The sequence below is a fragment of the Armatimonas rosea genome (assembly GCF_014202505.1).
Lineage (GTDB): Bacteria > Armatimonadota > Armatimonadia > Armatimonadales > Armatimonadaceae > Armatimonas > Armatimonas rosea.
In genome coordinates this window covers 1,343,401-1,359,072 of record NZ_JACHGW010000001.1, presented here as the reverse complement: position 1 = coordinate 1,359,072, position 15,672 = coordinate 1,343,401, and the positions used below count along the sequence as shown (strand labels likewise).

Annotated in this window: 20 protein-coding genes; 5 read left to right on the top strand and 15 right to left on the bottom strand. The window is 61.1% G+C overall.

Annotation, left to right across the window (positions count from 1 at the left end; genetic code table 11):
- Nucleotides 1–21: 21 nt before the first annotated feature.
- The 3 genes from HNQ39_RS06295 to HNQ39_RS06285 all read left to right on the top strand — a co-directional run bounded on the left by HNQ39_RS06295 (nucleotide 22) and on the right by HNQ39_RS06285 (nucleotide 1,689).
- Nucleotides 22–687, top strand: a complete 666-nt coding sequence (locus tag HNQ39_RS06295; RefSeq protein WP_184193090.1) for a hypothetical protein — start codon at nucleotides 22–24, stop codon at nucleotides 685–687.
- Nucleotides 688–1,119, top strand: a complete 432-nt coding sequence (locus HNQ39_RS06290) for a hypothetical protein (protein WP_184193089.1) — start codon at nucleotides 688–690, stop codon at nucleotides 1,117–1,119. It abuts the gene before it with no gap.
- 120 nt (nucleotides 1,120–1,239) lie between these two features.
- Nucleotides 1,240–1,689, top strand: coding sequence for a hypothetical protein (locus tag HNQ39_RS06285; protein WP_184193088.1), 450 nt, complete (start codon nucleotides 1,240–1,242; stop codon nucleotides 1,687–1,689).
- Between the two features lie 557 nt (nucleotides 1,690–2,246).
- On the opposite strand, the gene HNQ39_RS06280 is transcribed toward HNQ39_RS06285, so the two are convergent.
- The 8 genes from HNQ39_RS06280 to HNQ39_RS06245 all read right to left on the bottom strand — a co-directional run bounded on the left by HNQ39_RS06280 (nucleotide 2,247) and on the right by HNQ39_RS06245 (nucleotide 7,215).
- Entirely contained in the window at nucleotides 2,247–2,786 is a 540-nt protein-coding gene (locus HNQ39_RS06280) for an HD domain-containing protein (RefSeq protein ID WP_221289830.1), read from the bottom strand.
- A complete protein-coding gene (locus tag HNQ39_RS06275) occupies nucleotides 2,752–3,342 on the bottom strand; it encodes a Uma2 family endonuclease (protein WP_184193087.1) in 591 nt (196 codons plus the stop codon). Before HNQ39_RS06275 ends, HNQ39_RS06280 begins: the two co-directional genes overlap by 35 nt.
- 6 nt (nucleotides 3,343–3,348) lie before the next feature.
- A complete protein-coding gene (locus tag HNQ39_RS06270) occupies nucleotides 3,349–5,079 on the bottom strand; it encodes a S1/P1 nuclease (protein ID WP_184193086.1) in 1,731 nt (576 codons plus the stop codon).
- Nucleotides 5,076–5,471 carry a DUF6941 family protein gene (locus HNQ39_RS06265; RefSeq protein WP_184193085.1) on the bottom strand — a complete coding sequence of 132 codons (396 nt, stop codon included), beginning with the start codon at nucleotides 5,469–5,471 and terminating at the stop codon, nucleotides 5,076–5,078. The genes HNQ39_RS06270 and HNQ39_RS06265 overlap by 4 nt, the downstream gene beginning before the upstream one ends.
- Nucleotides 5,472–5,657: a hypothetical protein gene (locus HNQ39_RS06260; RefSeq protein ID WP_184193084.1), complete on the bottom strand. Its 186-nt coding sequence runs from the start codon at nucleotides 5,655–5,657 to the stop codon at nucleotides 5,472–5,474. It abuts the gene before it with no gap.
- Between the two features lie 62 nt (nucleotides 5,658–5,719).
- A complete protein-coding gene (locus HNQ39_RS06255) occupies nucleotides 5,720–5,962 on the bottom strand; it encodes a hypothetical protein (protein ID WP_184193083.1) in 243 nt (80 codons plus the stop codon).
- A gap of 97 nt (nucleotides 5,963–6,059) precedes the next feature.
- Nucleotides 6,060–6,926: a sugar phosphate isomerase/epimerase family protein gene (locus HNQ39_RS06250; protein ID WP_184193082.1), complete on the bottom strand. Its 867-nt coding sequence runs from the start codon at nucleotides 6,924–6,926 to the stop codon at nucleotides 6,060–6,062.
- A 70-nt stretch (nucleotides 6,927–6,996) separates the two neighbouring features.
- Nucleotides 6,997–7,215, bottom strand: a complete 219-nt coding sequence (locus HNQ39_RS06245; RefSeq protein ID WP_184193081.1) for a hypothetical protein — start codon at nucleotides 7,213–7,215, stop codon at nucleotides 6,997–6,999.
- Nucleotides 7,216–7,413: 198 nt separating this feature from the next.
- Between HNQ39_RS06245 and HNQ39_RS06240 the strand changes: the two genes are divergently transcribed.
- Nucleotides 7,414–10,581 (top strand): S41 family peptidase, encoded by a 3,168-nt coding sequence (locus tag HNQ39_RS06240; protein WP_184193080.1) that lies wholly within the window; start codon nucleotides 7,414–7,416, stop codon nucleotides 10,579–10,581.
- Here HNQ39_RS06240 and HNQ39_RS06235 read toward each other — a convergent pair.
- From HNQ39_RS06235 to HNQ39_RS06225, 3 genes are all read right to left on the bottom strand, one after another.
- Nucleotides 10,559–12,280 (bottom strand): tetratricopeptide repeat protein, encoded by a 1,722-nt coding sequence (locus tag HNQ39_RS06235; protein ID WP_184193079.1) that lies wholly within the window; start codon nucleotides 12,278–12,280, stop codon nucleotides 10,559–10,561. The two genes, HNQ39_RS06240 and HNQ39_RS06235, sit on opposite strands and share 23 nt — an antisense overlap.
- Before the next feature lie 80 nt (nucleotides 12,281–12,360).
- Nucleotides 12,361–12,855: a fasciclin domain-containing protein gene (locus HNQ39_RS06230; protein WP_184193078.1), complete on the bottom strand. Its 495-nt coding sequence runs from the start codon at nucleotides 12,853–12,855 to the stop codon at nucleotides 12,361–12,363.
- A gap of 68 nt (nucleotides 12,856–12,923) precedes the next feature.
- On the bottom strand, nucleotides 12,924–13,226 hold the full coding sequence (locus HNQ39_RS06225) for a hypothetical protein (RefSeq protein WP_184193077.1): 303 nt from the start codon (nucleotides 13,224–13,226) through the stop codon (nucleotides 12,924–12,926).
- On the opposite strand from HNQ39_RS06225, the gene HNQ39_RS06220 reads away from it, so the two are divergent.
- On the top strand, nucleotides 13,225–13,728 hold the full coding sequence (locus HNQ39_RS06220; protein WP_184193076.1) for a hypothetical protein: 504 nt from the start codon (nucleotides 13,225–13,227) through the stop codon (nucleotides 13,726–13,728). The genes HNQ39_RS06225 and HNQ39_RS06220 overlap by 2 nt on opposite strands.
- Here HNQ39_RS06220 and HNQ39_RS06215 read toward each other — a convergent pair.
- The 4 genes from HNQ39_RS06215 to HNQ39_RS06200 form a co-directional block, all read right to left on the bottom strand.
- The gene (locus HNQ39_RS06215; RefSeq protein WP_184193075.1) at nucleotides 13,627–14,325 is read right to left on the bottom strand and encodes an SAM-dependent methyltransferase; all 699 of its coding nucleotides are present in this window, start codon (nucleotides 14,323–14,325) and stop codon (nucleotides 13,627–13,629) included. The genes HNQ39_RS06220 and HNQ39_RS06215 overlap by 102 nt on opposite strands.
- Before the next feature lie 54 nt (nucleotides 14,326–14,379).
- Nucleotides 14,380–14,598, bottom strand: coding sequence for a hypothetical protein (locus HNQ39_RS06210; RefSeq protein WP_184193074.1), 219 nt, complete (start codon nucleotides 14,596–14,598; stop codon nucleotides 14,380–14,382).
- A gap of 72 nt (nucleotides 14,599–14,670) precedes the next feature.
- Nucleotides 14,671–15,105: a hypothetical protein gene (locus tag HNQ39_RS06205; RefSeq protein ID WP_184193073.1), complete on the bottom strand. Its 435-nt coding sequence runs from the start codon at nucleotides 15,103–15,105 to the stop codon at nucleotides 14,671–14,673.
- A gap of 5 nt (nucleotides 15,106–15,110) precedes the next feature.
- Nucleotides 15,111–15,662 carry an ankyrin repeat domain-containing protein gene (locus tag HNQ39_RS06200; protein ID WP_184193072.1) on the bottom strand — a complete coding sequence of 184 codons (552 nt, stop codon included), beginning with the start codon at nucleotides 15,660–15,662 and terminating at the stop codon, nucleotides 15,111–15,113.
- Nucleotides 15,663–15,672: the final 10 nt, after the last annotated feature.

Genomic DNA, 15,672 nt, shown 5'->3' with positions numbered 1-15,672 from the left:
CCTCGGAAGGATCACCGTTCTATGAAATGCATCACTGCGCTTGCCGCGCTCTCTCTTGTTGTTGGCACACTCTCTCCCGCACAGGCGCAGGAAAAGGTCGTTCTAGAGAACCTCGGGATCACGTTTAAGACCGTCCCCGGCTACGATATCGTCCCCCCGGAAAAGCTGGCCCCCGGCCTAGACTTCGAGCTCCGTGGACAGTGGTCTAAGAGCAAATTGGGCTTCCAGTCCAACAATAGGAGCCTGACCATCCACGTGGTCGATGGCATGGCGATCCTCGCCCTTCCTGCCGATAAGACAGGCCTCTACAAGCCCGGCGAGCTCCCGGAGGGCGATGCCAAGACCATCACGGCCATTATTGAGAAGATCATCCCCGGCTTTGTGGTGCAGAAGACCGCCAAGGTCAAGCTCGCCAACCACGATGCCCTTGCCTGCCTCTTCAGCCTGGATGTGCCCGAGGCCAACGATGAGGTCACGGGGCGCCTGGTCTTTGTGGCGACCAAGAACAAGGTCTTGCTCATCCTCTTTGGCACCACCAACGAGCAGTGGGACCTGCGCTCTAAGGACCTGGACAGGATGTTAGGGACCCTGAAGTTTATCGGGGAGGAGCCTGCTCCCACCGTGAAACCAGCCGCCCCCGCCGAGAAGCCCACTAAACCGGCCCCGAAGAAGGCCAAGGGCAAGTAGGTGCTCCCCGAGAGCTGGCACGGGGTCTGGCGCGGCAGCCTGACCCTGCGCCCGCCCCTCAAGAACTTCCCTCCAACCTCCCCCATGGAGCTTCGGATCGCGCCGAAAGAAAAGGGCCGCTGGAGCTGGGTGATCGCCTACTCCGGCCAGCCCGAGCGCGGCTACGAGCTTGTGGCCGTGGCGGAGAAGCCTGGTGCCTTTGCGATGGATGAGAAAAATGGCATTCTGCTGGATGCCGTTCTAGAAGACAACGAGCTTCTCTCCGCGTTTGAGGTGGACGGCCTGCTTCTCCTCACCCGCTACACCCTCTTGCCCTCAGGCATACGCTACACCACCCAAACCTTTCAAAAAGGCGCGGTGGGGCCGCATAAAGTGGCAAGCTGGAAGCCCAAGAGCCTCCAGAGCGCTCTCCTCAAGCGCGCAAGCGGCTAAGAATGGTTAACTTTATATAGCCAAGCAACTCAGAGAAGAATTATTATTGCGGATCCTCATCAAGTTCATGTATTTAATAAAGATGTCCACAAAAATATACTAGAAATTAAATGTGACGATATGGATTTAATACAAATCGAAAAACAAATAAAATTTCAATTAAATGACAATCCATTGATTAGATTCGGAACCAAATTCAATCTAGAATACTTTATTTACCTCAAATCAAGCATTGATTTCAAAATAAAATTACTAGATTTATTCAATGATTTTTATACTTGTCATTATAAAGAAGATGTTAACGCTATGGCTTCGGTATTAAAAGGCATGTTTCCTAGTGATATCGCTGAAATTTGTAATAATTATAATGATGGGTATATTGACGAAAATATGTTTCATAAAGCATTAGATAAATGCCAGGAAAACATTGAGAAGGTGAAATATGAAATAAATCATCATAAAAATCATGGAGAATTTATAAACCACTATATTAATTTCATTGATTTATCTTTAAAAATAGCGTTCATGGTTTTATCTCATGATTACAGAAAAATTATTTACATTTTATAGATTTTGAAATTATTGATAATGATGGCAGTATATATGATCAGGTTGACATATTCACCATGGGTGAACTTTACCTATCAGGGACCTACATGAAATCCCATAATGACATGAAAATACTATTTTGGAATTGGATATTAAAAGAGATCTTTCCTATCTTAAGCCTTGACACACAGAGTAATTAGGCAAATCCACACCAGTTGTCAAACCGTTCTTAAAAGTGGTTCTCCTGGTAGTTTGGTGAAACTTTGCCCATCGGAGCGGTAGCCTCGCTTGTGTGCGTGAAATTCACCGTTTGTTTGATTATGGGAGATGGGGAAGCCTCTTCCTAAAAATCTATAACAGAACTCCTAGACGGTCTCAGTTGCCTGTAGTCGATGCAGTCGGCGGAACCATAGCAATGCACAAGCGAGCTTGATTTGGGCCAGATAGAGTTCGGCTTTCTTGTCCCAGCTAACCAAGATACCTCGGCATCCGCTACGCCACCCAAACCTTTCAAAAAGGCAAGGCGGGGCCACATAAAGTCGCGAGCTGGAAGCCCAAGAGCCTCCAGAGCGCCCTGCTCAAGTGCGCAAGCGGCTAAGCTCGGCCGCGAGGTTCTCCCGTGCCCGTGCCTCGCGCTCGGGGAAGGGGCCAAAGTAGAGCCGAGGGCGCTGCAAAAAACGCTCCAGCACCGCCGCACGCCCGGCTCGATAAGCTGTGTCAGGGACATGCGTGTACTCTTGCCGGATGAGAGCCGCGTAGCGCCGGTAGGCGCGCGGCGCAGCGCCTAGGATCCAGAGATCGGCATCCAGGAGGAGCCGCATGTCCTCGCCTTCGTCCAGCAGCTCGTGCCTCTTGGTGGCGAGGATGAGCAAGGCGGCCCGTGGATCGCCCACGACCAGCGCCGCGCTCTGCTCCTCGTTGTCGTGAGCCTTGGGATCGTAGACCGCATCGTGCCAGAGGGCGGCGGTTCGTAGTGAGCTGGGTAGCTCCGGCCCAAGCCAGCGGTGGAGCGCCCCTAGCACCGCCCGCAGGTGCCGCACCGTGTGGTAGCGCCGGTGCGGCTCGGCATAGCGTGCCAGAACCTCAGGCGGGATCACGGCTCTCGTCAGAGAAGACACCGTCGTAAACCTCTGCGAGAGGAACCTCAGCCCCTAGGAATTCCAGTCTCAGCGTATCATGAAGCCCCTCTATGCTTCGGTAGGTCCAGAGCCCATTGGCCTCGCGCTTGTACGACTCCACGAGAGCCCTATCCTGTGAAACCAGAATATACTCCTGCACCGAGGTGATCTGCCGGTAGAGGAGAAATTTACGGCCACGATCCAGTGCCTCGGTGCTCGGTGAGAGAACCGCAATCACGATCTCAGGATTTGTCAGGATATCCAGCGTGTTGTCGGCGTAGGTGCGTGTCGCACAGGTAATCACAAGATCGGGATAGAGGTAGTGCCCCCCAAGAACCTCTACCCGCATCTCATTCGCCATCGCCCTGCATCCCCGAGCTCGCAGGAGGGGCTGAAGAGCACCAAGCAGGTTGCTCACAATATCAACATGCTCAACCGATGCCCCGGCCATCGCGACAATCACCCCGTCAATTCGCTCACTGCGATGCTCCGCAGTGCGTTCCCGTTCGAGGTACTCTTCGGCGCTGACTTGTGGCTCTAGCTTAAAGGCGTACATCCTCCGCTATTTCTCCGTGGGCGGAGCGACATGGCGCAGGGTGAAGTTGAGGACATCGCGCAGGTGCTCGTCCCAGTACGGCCAGGTGTGGGCACCGTCGAACTCCGCGAACTCGAAGGGCAGGCCGCGCTCAATAAGGCGGCGCTCCATGTCCCGGTTCATCTGGATCAGGAAATCGTCCTTGCCGCAGTCGAAGTAGAGCACCGGACCGCGCCAGGTGCCGTCTTTGGCCGTCAGCTTCTCGATCTTGGGCCAGACCGCATTGGTGGTGTAGCGCTTGTCCGTGTCGGTGGGGTAGATCTTCTGGACAAAGTTCATGATCGGCTTGCCCTCGCCCCAGCCCACGACCCCCGAGAGCGACGCCGCAGCGCAGAACTTACCGGGGTTGTCCAGCGCCAGGTGCCACGAGCCGTAGCCCCCCATCGAGAGCCCCGCGATCGCACGCCCCTCGCGCTTGTTGATCGTCCGAAATGTCCCTTCCACCTCGGGCATCAGCTCTTTCTCGAAGTAGGTCTGCCACTTCCCAAAGCCGGGCGAGTCCAGGTAGAACGAGTCGCCCTGGGAGTCCGGGAGCACGACAATCAGCGGCAGGTCGGCGAGGTAGGCAGCGGTCCCTGCGTTCTTGAGCCAGTCGGTGTGCTTGCCAAACGCGCCATGGAGCAGGTAGAGCACGGGGTAGCGCTTGGTATTGCCGGACTGCCAGTAGTCCTTAGGGAGCAAGACCGTGCAGGGCACAAAGCGCCCCAGCGCCTCGGACTCGATATGGAACGTGAGCGCTCCCTTGCGCGCCGCCGCTTTTTGCTCGTCGGTGACCACGGGCATCACGGGCGGCGGGGTCTGGCCGCGCGGAACAAACTCGGGGGCGTAGGGCAGGCTGCTGTTCTTGGCGCGAAAGGCCGCGGGCGGGGTCGGGCGACCGGCCTCTTGCCAGGCGCTCGCGATCAGGCTCGCCAGCGCGACGCCCCCTTTCTCCAGACGCTTGACCGCAATGGGCTTGGCCACGGGCGTGAAGGCGCTCCAGTAGGCATCGGCGAAGGTATCGCCGCCCGCCGCCGCGCTCGCTTTTTTGTCCGCCGCTAGGATCGCCGGGACCTCGTTGATGCTCGCCTGTAAGATCGCAAACGCCGCCCCGACCGGGTCTTTTTGGAGGGTGATGGTCCCCGGCTTGAGCTCGGAGTAGGCGACACTCTTCTCCAGCATCACGGACTCAAAGCGCGCATGGATTCCCTTCTGCGACGGCTCCGAGAGCTGGCCGTCGTAGTTCTCCGTGGCGTGGAAGGGCACGTGGGCATCGGCGACATAGTGCGAGAGATAGGCCGCCTGCACCATGGCATCGTCCCAGCGCTTCTCCCGCATCGCCAGCACGAGCAGCTGGTAGATACGGCGCACGGTCCAGGGGTTCATGCCATCGCTGCGGAGCTTCATGTAGTCGCGCAGCTTCTGAACCGCGGCAAAGTCCTGGGGAATCTTGCTGAGATCCGCCCCGAAGCCAAAGCGCTCGCCATCGAGGAAGTGCCGCGGCGCCTCCGCGCTATCGGGACGGTTGCGCCAGCGGTCGGGGTGCGACGAGGCAGCGGCGAACCAGTCTTTGTTGAGGAGAAAGAGGGTCTTGAGCGACGAGTCTGGCAGGGAGTCCACGGCGAGCTTGGCGACATAGGTATGCCCGACGCCTCCCCAGGCGTGCGAGACCGAGGCAACCGCGACAGTCGCCAGGAGTGAGAGAGCGAGCTTTTTCATTTGCGTAGTCCTTGCTGGGTGATCGTGAGCTGGAGGCGCTGGAGCATGGTGTCGTCGTGGCGGATCTCCAGGGTGTGTACCCCAAAGTGATGGAAGGTCAGGTCCAGGGTGGGCAGGAGCTTGGCGGTCACGGTGTCTTCCTCGCTCGGGAGCGTGAAGTCCAGCCAGTTGGGCGAGTCGAGCGCCTGACCACTGGGCGAGAGCAGGTGAAACTCCAGCCGACACGCTCTCCCCAGGTCCGTAGCGTCGAGCTCTAGGTTTACAAAGAGGGGCATCTTCTCCAGAGTCACGGGGAGGCTAGGAAACCCAAAGCCCTCGGTCAGGCCACAGAGGTCGATCCCATTCTCCCCCTGCCGCACCCCATCCACAAACACCGCACAGGAAATCGTCACTTACTTCTTCTCCGCTCCATAGCGCACCTTGAACTGGCGCAGGGCTTTCCATAAAATCGAGCCGGTGACTCCGGCGAATGCCAAGGTAATGAGCAGCATAATCCAGCCAAAGTGCGGCTCTGCCTGAAACGCGATAACCGTGATGCTCGAAAAAACAAGTAGTCCAATGACAACACGAATGCTCAAGACGGTCAGGATAATCTTTTCGGCCGCTTTGGTAGGCTTAGGGCGCACACGCTGGCGGGGGATCACTGGCGCTGTGCCTCCCGCTCCGCGAGCTTTTGCTGGCGCTCAGCGCTGAGCTTCTTCCACAGCACGATCGTGCTACGGTGCAGAAAGAGGGAGCCCGCCGCGAGCACCCCCACCGAGACCCAGCTCTTTTGCACGAGGCTGTAGACCACCATGATATTGGCGACCAGGCAAAGAAAAAAGCGCCCCAGCAGGTGCAGGAGGTCTGCGGGATCGGTGATGGGCTCAGCGCGTTTTGGCATAGCGTCTCTATGGTACCGCACCCAGTGGCCCCCTGACCCCCACGCGTGGGGGAAATATGCGGAATCGGAGTCCTTACGGTTCCCCCAATCTTGGGGGTCAGGGGGCCGCGTCCCAGGCCTCTTGGGCGAGGCGGGTCATCAGCAGGCCCTGCTCCCAGCGGTCGGAGATCTCTTTGCCGTCGGGGGTGGTGATGGCGTAGCGCGGGGGGCCAAGCTCCGACGAGAACGGGAGGATATCGCCGGGGGCGGCGGCGGCTTTCCAGCTTTGGATCGCGATCGTCCAGAGTTTCACAAAGAACCGCGCCCAAGGCGTGCTTCCATCGCCGCAGTCCACCTGCACCTGCTCGCCGTTGCTGATGCGGCCGTGGATATGGGAGACACGCTCTAGGATCGGCAGCATCCGCTCGTGGGCGCGCTCCGCCTCCCAGCCGTAGAACTCCCCGACCACCACAAAGTGCGAGAGATCGGCGGTGATGCGAATCTCGGGGACGCGCTCGATCAGCGCTAGGGTCTGGGGGATGGTCTCGGTGAAGTTGCCGCGGTGGGTCTCCACGAAGTAGCACAGGCCAGCGTCGTTGGCGAGCCTCCTGCCGTCGGTGACCAGCTTGGCGACCTCGTCGAGGGGCGTGTAGGCATCGGCGGGCTGGGCCATGACATAGTCTGCCCCGACCCGCACCGCACGCTCGATCAGCCGCTGTGTGTCGTCGATTTTAAAGGGCCGGTGCCCCAGGGCAAGCCGCAGCCCATGGCGCTGGAGCGCCTCGGTCACGTCTTTTTCGTTGCTGTCGTCCAGCCAGCACTCGACTCCCTCCAAGCCTGCCGCCTTGCAGCGCGCGAACTTCTCGTCGAGTGTCCACTCCGCCGCGCCGTTCATCGGGAGCTTGACCATCCCCCAGAGAGTCTGCTGCACCCGCAAGCGCGGTGCGCTCTGTGTGCCGTCGTTGAGCCTATCAAAAGCCGCCATGGTTTTCCTTCGTCCTCCAGCAACCAAGTTCGACAGCAGCTCCGCGAGGCCCTCCTCAGGCTTAAACTTGCTAGTGTGTCAGTTGGGTATCGAGGAAGCGCTTGACGTTCTCGGCGATCTGGGTGGGCTTGAGGCCCTGCGTGACCACGTGCGCGGAGATATCTTCATTGTTGACCAGCGCACGGTAGCTCCACTGTCGGAGCGGGCTTCGCCCGATATAGGCAACTCGGGGTGTCTCACGGATGGTGACCTGATAGCCGCGGTGGGCCTCTTCTAAAACAACTCTCATGTGCAATCGATTCTCCCAATGTACTCTACCAAGCGGGACGGGGAAATGTTTCCCGCACTAGACAGACGGACCAAAACCCGCCCTAGCCTGCACAGGGGGCAGGATCGACAACGAGTGTCCGGGCAAATCTGTCCGGGCTTCATTCGTTGTCCGGGCCGCCTGTCCGGGAATCCTACGCCAAAAGGTACAATGCCCTCTATGCAAACCCTGCGACGAACGCTCTCTCTTGCCCTCTGCTTTGCGCCTTGCTCTCTAGCACTGGCTCAGCTGACTCCCCCCGTGGACAAGCCCGTGGTGGGGGCGCGGATGCCGGCGCTCTCTCCCGATGGGAGCAAGCTGGCGTTTGTCTGGCGGGGCGATATCTGGGTGTCACCGTCGAGCGGCGGGCGCGCCTACCCGGTGACCACACACGCGGAGTACGATGCCTACCCCGTGTTCTCCCCCGATGGCAAGTGGATCGCGTTTCAGTCCAACCGCACGGGCTCGTCGGATATCTGGGTCGTGCCGGCGGAGGGGGGGACGCCACGCCAGCTGACCTTTGCGGGTGGCACCGAGTCCCCCACCGACTGGTCCCCCGATGGCAAGAGCCTGCTGTTTGTCAGCCGCCGCGACCGCCCCTACGACACGGTCTTCTCCCTGGACCTGGCGACCCGCCGCTTCACCAAGCTCGCCGAGGACTTCAAGAAGCTCAACCGCCCCACCCTCTCGCCCGATGGCACCCGGCTAGTCTACGAGCGCAATGGCTTCCCCTGGACACGGCCGCGCTACAGTGGCTCCGCCGCCGCGCAGCTCTGGACCGAGGATCTGAGTTCAGGGAAGAGCAGTCCCCTGGTCGAGGATGGCAGGCAGCACCTCTACCCCCACTTCCTCCCCGATGGCAAGAGCATTGTCTGTGTGACCTACGGTGAGGAGAGCCCCAGTGTCACGCTGCTGGGCAAGACACCGCCCAAGCTCGACGATAGCCCCAAGCGCACCCCGAACCTCTGGGCCTTTCCCGCAGGCGGCGGCAAGCCCAAGCAGCTCACGCAGTTTGTGGGGAGCGCGGTGCGTTTTCCTTCCGTGGCGCGCAGGTCCGGGGATATCGCCTTTGAGCACGGCACCGACCTCTACCTGCTCAAGGCGGGTAGCAACGAGCCGATCAAGCTCTCCCTGCTCTGCGGCGGCGATGACAAGAGCAACGCCGAGCAGCGCAGTGTCATCAGCAACGCCGATGTCAGCGAGGCGCGGATCAGCCCCGATGGCAAGACCTTTGCCTTTGTCCTGCGCGACGAGCTCTGGACCATCCCGGTCGATAAAGCCAAGAGCCGCAACGCCGACCAGGCGACGCGTCTCACGGACTACCCCGGCACCGACCACGACCTCTGCTGGAGCAAGGACGGCAAGACTCTCTTCTTTGTCTCGGACCGCAACGGCAACGAGCGGGTCTTTGCGATGGAGGTGGCCACCAAGGCGGTCAAGCCGGTCTGGACGGGCCGCTCCGATGCCAGCACCCCGATCCTCTCCCCGGACAGCAAGACCCTAGGCTTCTGGGTGAAGGGCAAGGAAGAGGAGGGCGCGGGCTTCTACACCTGCCCGGTCGATCTCTCCGCGCCCCCGACCCGCCTGCTCACAATCGCCGGCGATGTCCAGGGCGAGGTCGCGTGGTCGCCGGACCAGCGCTGGATCGCCTTTACCCGCCGGGGCCGCGAGTCCGGGGGGACGAACCTCTATATCGCCAAGAGCAATGGCACCGACCCGATCAATGTCACCCGCCTGAATGCGTCGCACAGCGCCCCCACCTGGTCCGCCGATGGCCGCTACCTCTACTTCGGCAGCAACCGCGACGGTAGCAATGGGCTTTGGGTTCTCCCGCTCACCCGCGAGGAGGCACGCGGCGCGGAGCTGGAGGTGAAGTACATCAAGCCTGGCGACCCTGTGCAGGTGACCATCGACTTTGAGGATGTCCACTACCGCCTCCGCAAGCTCAGCAGCACCCCGCCCGAGGCCGATCTCCAGCTCACCGACTCCGACGGAACCCTCTACTTCCTCTCCGGCGGCAATGTCTGGGCCGCCTCCTACGACGGCAAAGAGGTCCGGCCGCTCACCGGGATCGGGGGGATCGGGAACCTGCGGATCAGCGCCGCGGGCGACATGGCCTACTTCCAGCGCGGGGGCCAGCTCTTCTCCCTACGCACCCGTGTCCCCGGTGCCCAGCCCAGCCTGATCGGCTTCAGCGCGTCCTATATCCAGAACCTGCGCGCCCTGCGTCAGGCCGCCTTCAACCAGCTCTGGCGGAGCTACAACACCCGCTTCTACGACCCCAACTTCCACGGGCGCGACTTCGCGGCCCTCAAGGCACGCTACGAGCCGATGCTGGAGGGTGTGGGAACGCGCGAGGAGATGGCCAACCTGGGGAACCTCCTGCTCGGGGAGCTCGAGGCCAGCCACTCCGAGGTGAGCGCCGCGCCCGGAACCACGATCGGCCCGAGCACGGCGCAGCTTGGGGTGTACTTTGACTACAGCTATGTCGGCCCCGGCATCCGTGTGAAAGAGGTCCCCAAGCGCGCGCCCGGCAGCTACGAGAAGACCCGGATCAAGCCCGGGGAGTACATTGTCGCCATTGATGGGGTGGATGTCACGCTTGATGAGAACCTCTACAGCGTCCTCAACGACAAGGGCGAGCGGGACTTCACGCTCCTGGTCAACGACAAGCCGGGCCGCGACGGTGCCCGGACCGTCACCTACAAGGCCCTGAGCGAGGCCGAGTGGAGCGACCTGCACTACCGCAACCGAATCGAGGCGCGGAGCAAGCAGGTCGAGCAGGCATCGGGTGGGAAAGTAGGCTATGTCCATATCTCGGGGATGGGCGGCCAGAACCAGCAGCAGTTTGTCCGGGAGTTCTACGAGTGGGCCGAGGGCAAGGACGCGATGATTATCGATGTCCGGGAGAACGGCGGCGGCAATATCGGCGATACCCTGATCTCCTGGCTGCGCTTCAAGCCCTACGCCACCAACTCCCCCCGCGGCGGCTATGTGGTCCCCGCCCCCATCCTTGAGGGACGCCAGCCGTGGAACAAGCCGATTGTCGTGCTCATGGGAGACTCGTCGTTCTCCAACGCGGAGATGTTCCCCTACGGCATGCGCGCCACCGGCCTCGCCAAGCTCGTGGGAGAGCCCACCCCGGGCTATGTCATCTGGACCTATGGGCTGGGGCTTGTCGATGGGACGGGTGCCCGCATGCCCTTCCAAGGTGTCTGGCGCACCGATGGCACCCCGCTGGAGAATATCGGGGAGCGCCCCGACTATCTCGTGCCCTGGAGCACCGCGGACTACTTCGCCGGAAAAGACCCGCAGCTCGAGAAAGCTATCTCCCTGCTGAAGAAATAGCCGCGAGCGCCGTGCGTGCCCGGGTGTAGCCCGGGTCTCGTGCAAGCGCCTGCAGGAGATAGCCTCGGGCCTCGTCGCTCTTGCCCTGCTCCTGTAGGCAAACCGCGAGGTTGTAGTAGCTCTGCGGCGACTCCGGGGAGAGCTGGAGCGCCCGCGCAAACGCCTCCTGTGCCGGGCTTAGCTCCCCCTTGAGGTAGGCAGCCTCCCCCAGGCTTGTCCAATACTCCGCGTTCGCAGGCTCCTGCTGCAGCGCACGGCGTAGATACAGCTCGGCATCATCGGGGCGCTTTAGGGCCAGCAGGCGGTTTCCCGCACTCCAGCAGTCCTGGCTATCCCAGTGGGCTCTCGGGAGCCTGAACCAGTCTCCGCCCACGAGGAGGAGGAGCCCCGCCAGAAGCACGAGTGCCTGCTTCCCGAGGCGCTCGTGGTAGCAATGCAGAAGCTGCCAGCCCCCCTCGACCGCAAACAAGAGCAAGAGCGGAACCAGGGGCAGGCGGAAACGGTCTGCGGCAAAGAACACGACAATACTCAGAAAGTACAGCCCTAGGAAGCCCACCAAGAGCTGGATCGCCGCACGCTGAGGGTGCCGCCGTAGCGCCAGGAAGAGCCCCACTCCGCCCAGCGGCCCCGCCCAGGCAAACCCAAAGGGGGCCAGCCAGAGCAGAGGGACCCAGGCCTCGCGGATGTAGTGGTAGCCCGTGTTGTTTCGAATCTCGACAGACGAGAGGGTTAAGATCGCCTTCTTGAGCGTGAGTGCCAGCGCCTCTCTCGGGTGCGCCTGCCACCAGCGGAGCGTTTGGCCCACCCAGTAGCGCGAGACCTCGGAGGGGCGCAGGCGCTTGCCCAGGGCCTCCTCCGCGGCGCGCTGTCCGTAGAGCGCGACCGAGTCTTCGTAGGCGGAGTCGAACCGATAACGCTGGGGGGTGCTGGGAGTAAAGCCATCGGCGTGGGCGCGGTTCCCGAGATAGAGGTTGATCCCTCCCTGGGACGCGATAAAAACAGGGTCCCCACTGACGCGTGCATTGCGAAGCGTAACGGCGAGCGGAGGCAGGAGGGCAAGGACCACAAAGAGCACCAGCGCTCGCCACGGCCGCCGCGTCTGCCAGAGATACCACAGCCCCAACGGGAGCAGGACCAGCGCATTCGGGCGGGCAAGTGCCGCAAGCCCTGCAAGCCCCCCGGCAAGCGCCACGCCCTTCAGACCAACACCGGAGCGCACCAGAGCGGTCAGGGCCGCTAGGGTAAAGAAGACCTCCACCACGGGCGTATGGAGCTCCAGGTTGTTGTAGACAAGCGGCCCGTAGAGCGCCATGCTCACCGCGGCCAGAAACGCAACACAGGGACGAAAGAGGCGCTCTCCCAGGAGATACAGCAGCAGGACACTCCCCGAGCCGACCACGAGCTGCACCAGCCGCGGTGCCCAAGGGCCTTCACCCAGTGTCGCATAGACCCCCGAGAGGAGCCAGAGGTAGAGGGGAGCACGGAAGTAGGGCTCGGCGGGGGCCTGCCTGTGAGCGAGGGCATGGGCCTGGAGGCTATGGTAGAGCGCATCCATCCGAGGCACCCAGAAGAACGGAGAGGCGGCGTACTGGGTTAGGCAGAGAAACGGAATGCCGAGGGCTAAGACAAAGAGATAGACCAGGCTCTTACCGCGCCTCGCACGTAGCCAGGCATCTGCTTTTTCTGCGACACTCTCCACAACCTTAGTATCGGTACAACGACTAGGTTCGTGGAGGAAAAAAGACGCTAGGGGCGAGCCCGCCCCTAGCGTCGCGCTTCCTAGAGCTTGAGGCCCTTGGGCAGGATGACGCTGTCGATCACATGGATCACGCCGTTGCTGCCGACAATATCGGTCTTGACAACCTTGGCCTTGTCGACCGTGACGCCGTGCTTGGTGCCCACGGTGATCGAGGCGCCGTTGACGGTCTTGACCTTGGTGCCGCTCTTGAGCTTCACGACATCCGCCGCCATGACCTTACCGGCCACGACATGGTAGGTCAGGACTGCCTTGAGTGCCTCCGGGTTCTTACCCAGCTTGTCGAGGACGGTCTTCGGGACCTTGGCAAACGCCGCGTTGGTGGGAGCAAAGACCGTGAAGGGGCCGGTGCCACTGAGGGTCTCCGCCAGACCGGCGGCCTTCACCAGGGAGACGAGGGTGGAGAAATCAGGGTTGCTTGCGGCGATCTCGACGATGGTCTTGTCCTGGGCAAAGACGGGGCGCACGGGAGCTAGAGCAGCCAGCGCAAGCGCGGCAAGGACAAAATACTTTTTCATGGGAACAACTCTCTTTCAGAGGGGTTTGAGATTCTGTAGGGAGGGCGCGCTCCTCCTCACTTGCTACTCTAAACGCCACTCTTTCCAAGCTGTTCCCAATTTTTAGTATTTTTTCTCAGTCCTTGCTTTTCCGCCCCCAGGCAAAAATAAACCCGGTCCAAGAGATCAGACCGGGTTTCCATCACGTCCGATGGACAGTGAAAAGGAGGACATGCGCTGGTTATTAGTACGAATTCCCCCCGCGAATTGTTCCCTGTTTCTAAAAAATAGCTTTTTGTCGGCGCATCACGGGCAGCTCCTTGTCTCCAGGCGGCTTCTTGTGATACACCCTCTTTTACCTTACCGTACTCTCTTTGAGGCGTCTCTCTCATGCGACTTGGCTACTCTTACCGCCTCTCCCAGTATGCCTTCGGCCTAGGCGTCCTTGCGCTTGTGGTTGCTGGGGGAGTTATTTTTTTCTTGAACTTAATCACGCTGCGCACGGAGCAGTTTCAGACGAAGCTCTCCACTCGGCTCGCCCAGGCCACTCCGGTTGAGGAGCAGGAGGAGGCAACACCGCCCTCTCCGTCGCCGGAAGCCTCACCGTCGCCGGAGCCCGCCAGAGGAGGCAAGCCCCCCAAGAGCGCGGTCGCCTCCCCGCCGCGCGAGCGGTCCCTCACCCGGCTTGCAGCGCTCCAGACCGTGCGGATGCTCCGGCCCCTTGCCCTCTACCTGCTCCTGACCGGCGTCGCGCTGGTGCTTCTGCGGAGTGCTAAAAAACAGGAGCCCTCGCTAGCCTTTGCGGGAGAGGAACATAACCTCAATCTCGTCCCAGTCGAGGGGGCGGCGAGCCCAGCTCCCAGCAGTGCCCCCCCAGACATGCTCGACACTTAGCCCCGCGCCCTCGTGCATCTTCACAAGCTCGGGGACGATGTAGTGCCGCCCCTGGAGCATCCCGGAGTCGTCGCCGGGCCAGGTCTCCACCATGCTCAGCGGATCGAGTGCGGTCTCTTTCCCCGCGCGGCGGATCGTCCGATAGCCATTGAGGGTGGTCAGGAGGAACGCCGCCCCCGGCTTGAGGCAGGCCGCGATATGCCGCAGCACCCGCACATTGTCTTCGTCGGTCTGGAGCAGGGCAAACGCTCCCTCGCACAGGCAGACCGCGGCATCGAAGGCGAGTGGCCGCACAAAATCGCGGGCATCGGCGAGGACAAACTCGGCGCGCTCGCTCAGGCCCTCGCGGGCGGCGGCCTCTTGCGCGAACTGAATAAACTTCTCGGTAAAGTCCACCCCGGTGACCTGGAAGCCACGGCGTGCCAACTCCAGCGAGTGCCGCCCCGGCCCACAGCCCATGTCCAGAACCCGTGCGCCGGGGGTGAGCCCACAGGCATCGATCACAAAATCGACCTCGGCGAGCGTGTGCTGTGTGAACACCTCAGTCAGGTAGCGCTCAGGTCCAAGCGCCTCAAAAAATCGTTTCCAGTCGTTCATAACTCTCTGCCGACCGTGCTCAGGTCGCCGGACAATTCTATCATCCCTGACGTTTTATCCGTGAGGCAGCTCCGGGATGGCGAGCGGGCGCCCCTTGGGCCCGTTGTAGAAATAGAGCTCGTCCTTGCCGTCCACAACCCCTTGCAAGACGGGCTCGTCGGTGTCCAAGCGAATGCCCTTGCGGGTCGCTTCCTGCTGTAGAAACAGCCGCAGCCGCTCCAGCTTGACCTCGTCGGGGAGGTCCCCCTTGATGGCAAATGCCACCGCCTTCATGGATACAATAAGTTTGGTTCCGCGCACGACAGTCCTCCGGAGAGAGTATATCCCGCTCAGGAGGCAAGTGTCTTACTCGGTCTTTATACGCTCTACTTCAGTGACGACTGCCTCATAGAAGCCGCGGTGCTCCTTCTTGATGTACGTGTTTACCTCTTCAGAGTCTGGCCCAGGGGTACATCGATGCAGAGACGCAATCCCTCCGGTCCAGTAGTAGTTATTCACCGCTTCGTCGAAAGAGAGCGGGGTCTTTCTCCCGTGGGCGTAGGGCTCCTTCAACGTAATCGTTTTTGTCTTCTCAGGCGCAGGGGTCGGGCAGATAGTCACCAACGTCCCCCAATTACAGCCACCGGCAAATGGGTCAGGTCTCGGTGATGGTTCCGGAGTGGCACGCTCCCAGCACCTTCCTGTGGTCATTGTCCAAGGCCGGGTAGCGATCAAACGATACAGCCCCACAGAGGCCACGATACCCAGGAGGGCAAAGGTGATTTTCTTGGGTTGGTTCATGCCGGTTACTCCTTCGCTCCCCTCTCCAACAGCAGCGAGATCACACTGTCGCGCTGGGTGGCGCGTGCGAGCTTGAGCGCGGTATCCCCTCGCGTCGTTCGGTGATTTATCTCCGCACCATGCTCCAGCAGCAGGCGGACAATCCGCGGGCTCCCGGCCTCCGTGGCGGCAATCAGCGGTGTGATCCCATCGAGAAAGGCCACGTTGGGGTTGGCGTTGTGCTTGAGAAGGGCCTTGACCGCGTCTTCGTTGGCGTTGGTACAGGCCATAAAGAGCAGCGGCATCGGCTCGTACCCCGTGGCGGGAGTGCCCCCGGCCACGAGCGCGACGAGCTTCTCCTTGACGCTAGGCTCCGAGTAGGTTCGGTCGAGGTAGTTAGGATCTACCCCTTGCTCTAAGAGGGTTTCAAAGATCGGGCCGTCTTCATAGTCTTGGATCGCGGTCACAAAGCGGTGCGCCTGGGCATCTGGGCTACGGGCTACCATCCACCAAGCCCCCAAGACACCGGTAACCACAAGCGCAACGAGCCCTACGATTACTTTACGATGTTTTGTCATGGCGGTATCT

Bases quoted from the DNA above. Each gene is read 5' to 3' on its own strand.
- HNQ39_RS06295 (WP_184193090.1), top strand. From the start codon at position 22: ATGAAATGCATCACTGCGCTTGCCGCGCTCTCTCTTGTTGTTGGCACA.
- HNQ39_RS06285 (WP_184193088.1), top strand. From the start codon at position 1,240: ATGGATTTAATACAAATCGAAAAACAAATAAAATTTCAATTAAATGAC.
- HNQ39_RS06275 (WP_184193087.1), bottom strand. From the start codon at position 3,342: ATGTACGCCTTTAAGCTAGAGCCACAAGTCAGCGCCGAAGAGTACCTC.
- HNQ39_RS06270 (WP_184193086.1), bottom strand. From the start codon at position 5,079: ATGAAAAAGCTCGCTCTCTCACTCCTGGCGACTGTCGCGGTTGCCTCG.
- HNQ39_RS06255 (WP_184193083.1), bottom strand. From the start codon at position 5,962: ATGCCAAAACGCGCTGAGCCCATCACCGATCCCGCAGACCTCCTGCAC.
- HNQ39_RS06250 (WP_184193082.1), bottom strand. From the start codon at position 6,926: ATGGCGGCTTTTGATAGGCTCAACGACGGCACACAGAGCGCACCGCGC.
- HNQ39_RS06245 (WP_184193081.1), bottom strand. From the start codon at position 7,215: ATGAGAGTTGTTTTAGAAGAGGCCCACCGCGGCTATCAGGTCACCATC.
- HNQ39_RS06240 (WP_184193080.1), top strand. From the start codon at position 7,414: ATGCAAACCCTGCGACGAACGCTCTCTCTTGCCCTCTGCTTTGCGCCT.
- HNQ39_RS06230 (WP_184193078.1), bottom strand. From the start codon at position 12,855: ATGAAAAAGTATTTTGTCCTTGCCGCGCTTGCGCTGGCTGCTCTAGCT.
- HNQ39_RS06220 (WP_184193076.1), top strand. From the start codon at position 13,225: ATGCGACTTGGCTACTCTTACCGCCTCTCCCAGTATGCCTTCGGCCTA.
- HNQ39_RS06225 (WP_184193077.1), bottom strand. From the start codon at position 13,226: ATGAGAGAGACGCCTCAAAGAGAGTACGGTAAGGTAAAAGAGGGTGTA.
- HNQ39_RS06215 (WP_184193075.1), bottom strand. From the start codon at position 14,325: ATGAACGACTGGAAACGATTTTTTGAGGCGCTTGGACCTGAGCGCTAC.
- HNQ39_RS06210 (WP_184193074.1), bottom strand. From the start codon at position 14,598: ATGAAGGCGGTGGCATTTGCCATCAAGGGGGACCTCCCCGACGAGGTC.
- HNQ39_RS06205 (WP_184193073.1), bottom strand. From the start codon at position 15,105: ATGAACCAACCCAAGAAAATCACCTTTGCCCTCCTGGGTATCGTGGCC.
- HNQ39_RS06200 (WP_184193072.1), bottom strand. From the start codon at position 15,662: ATGACAAAACATCGTAAAGTAATCGTAGGGCTCGTTGCGCTTGTGGTT.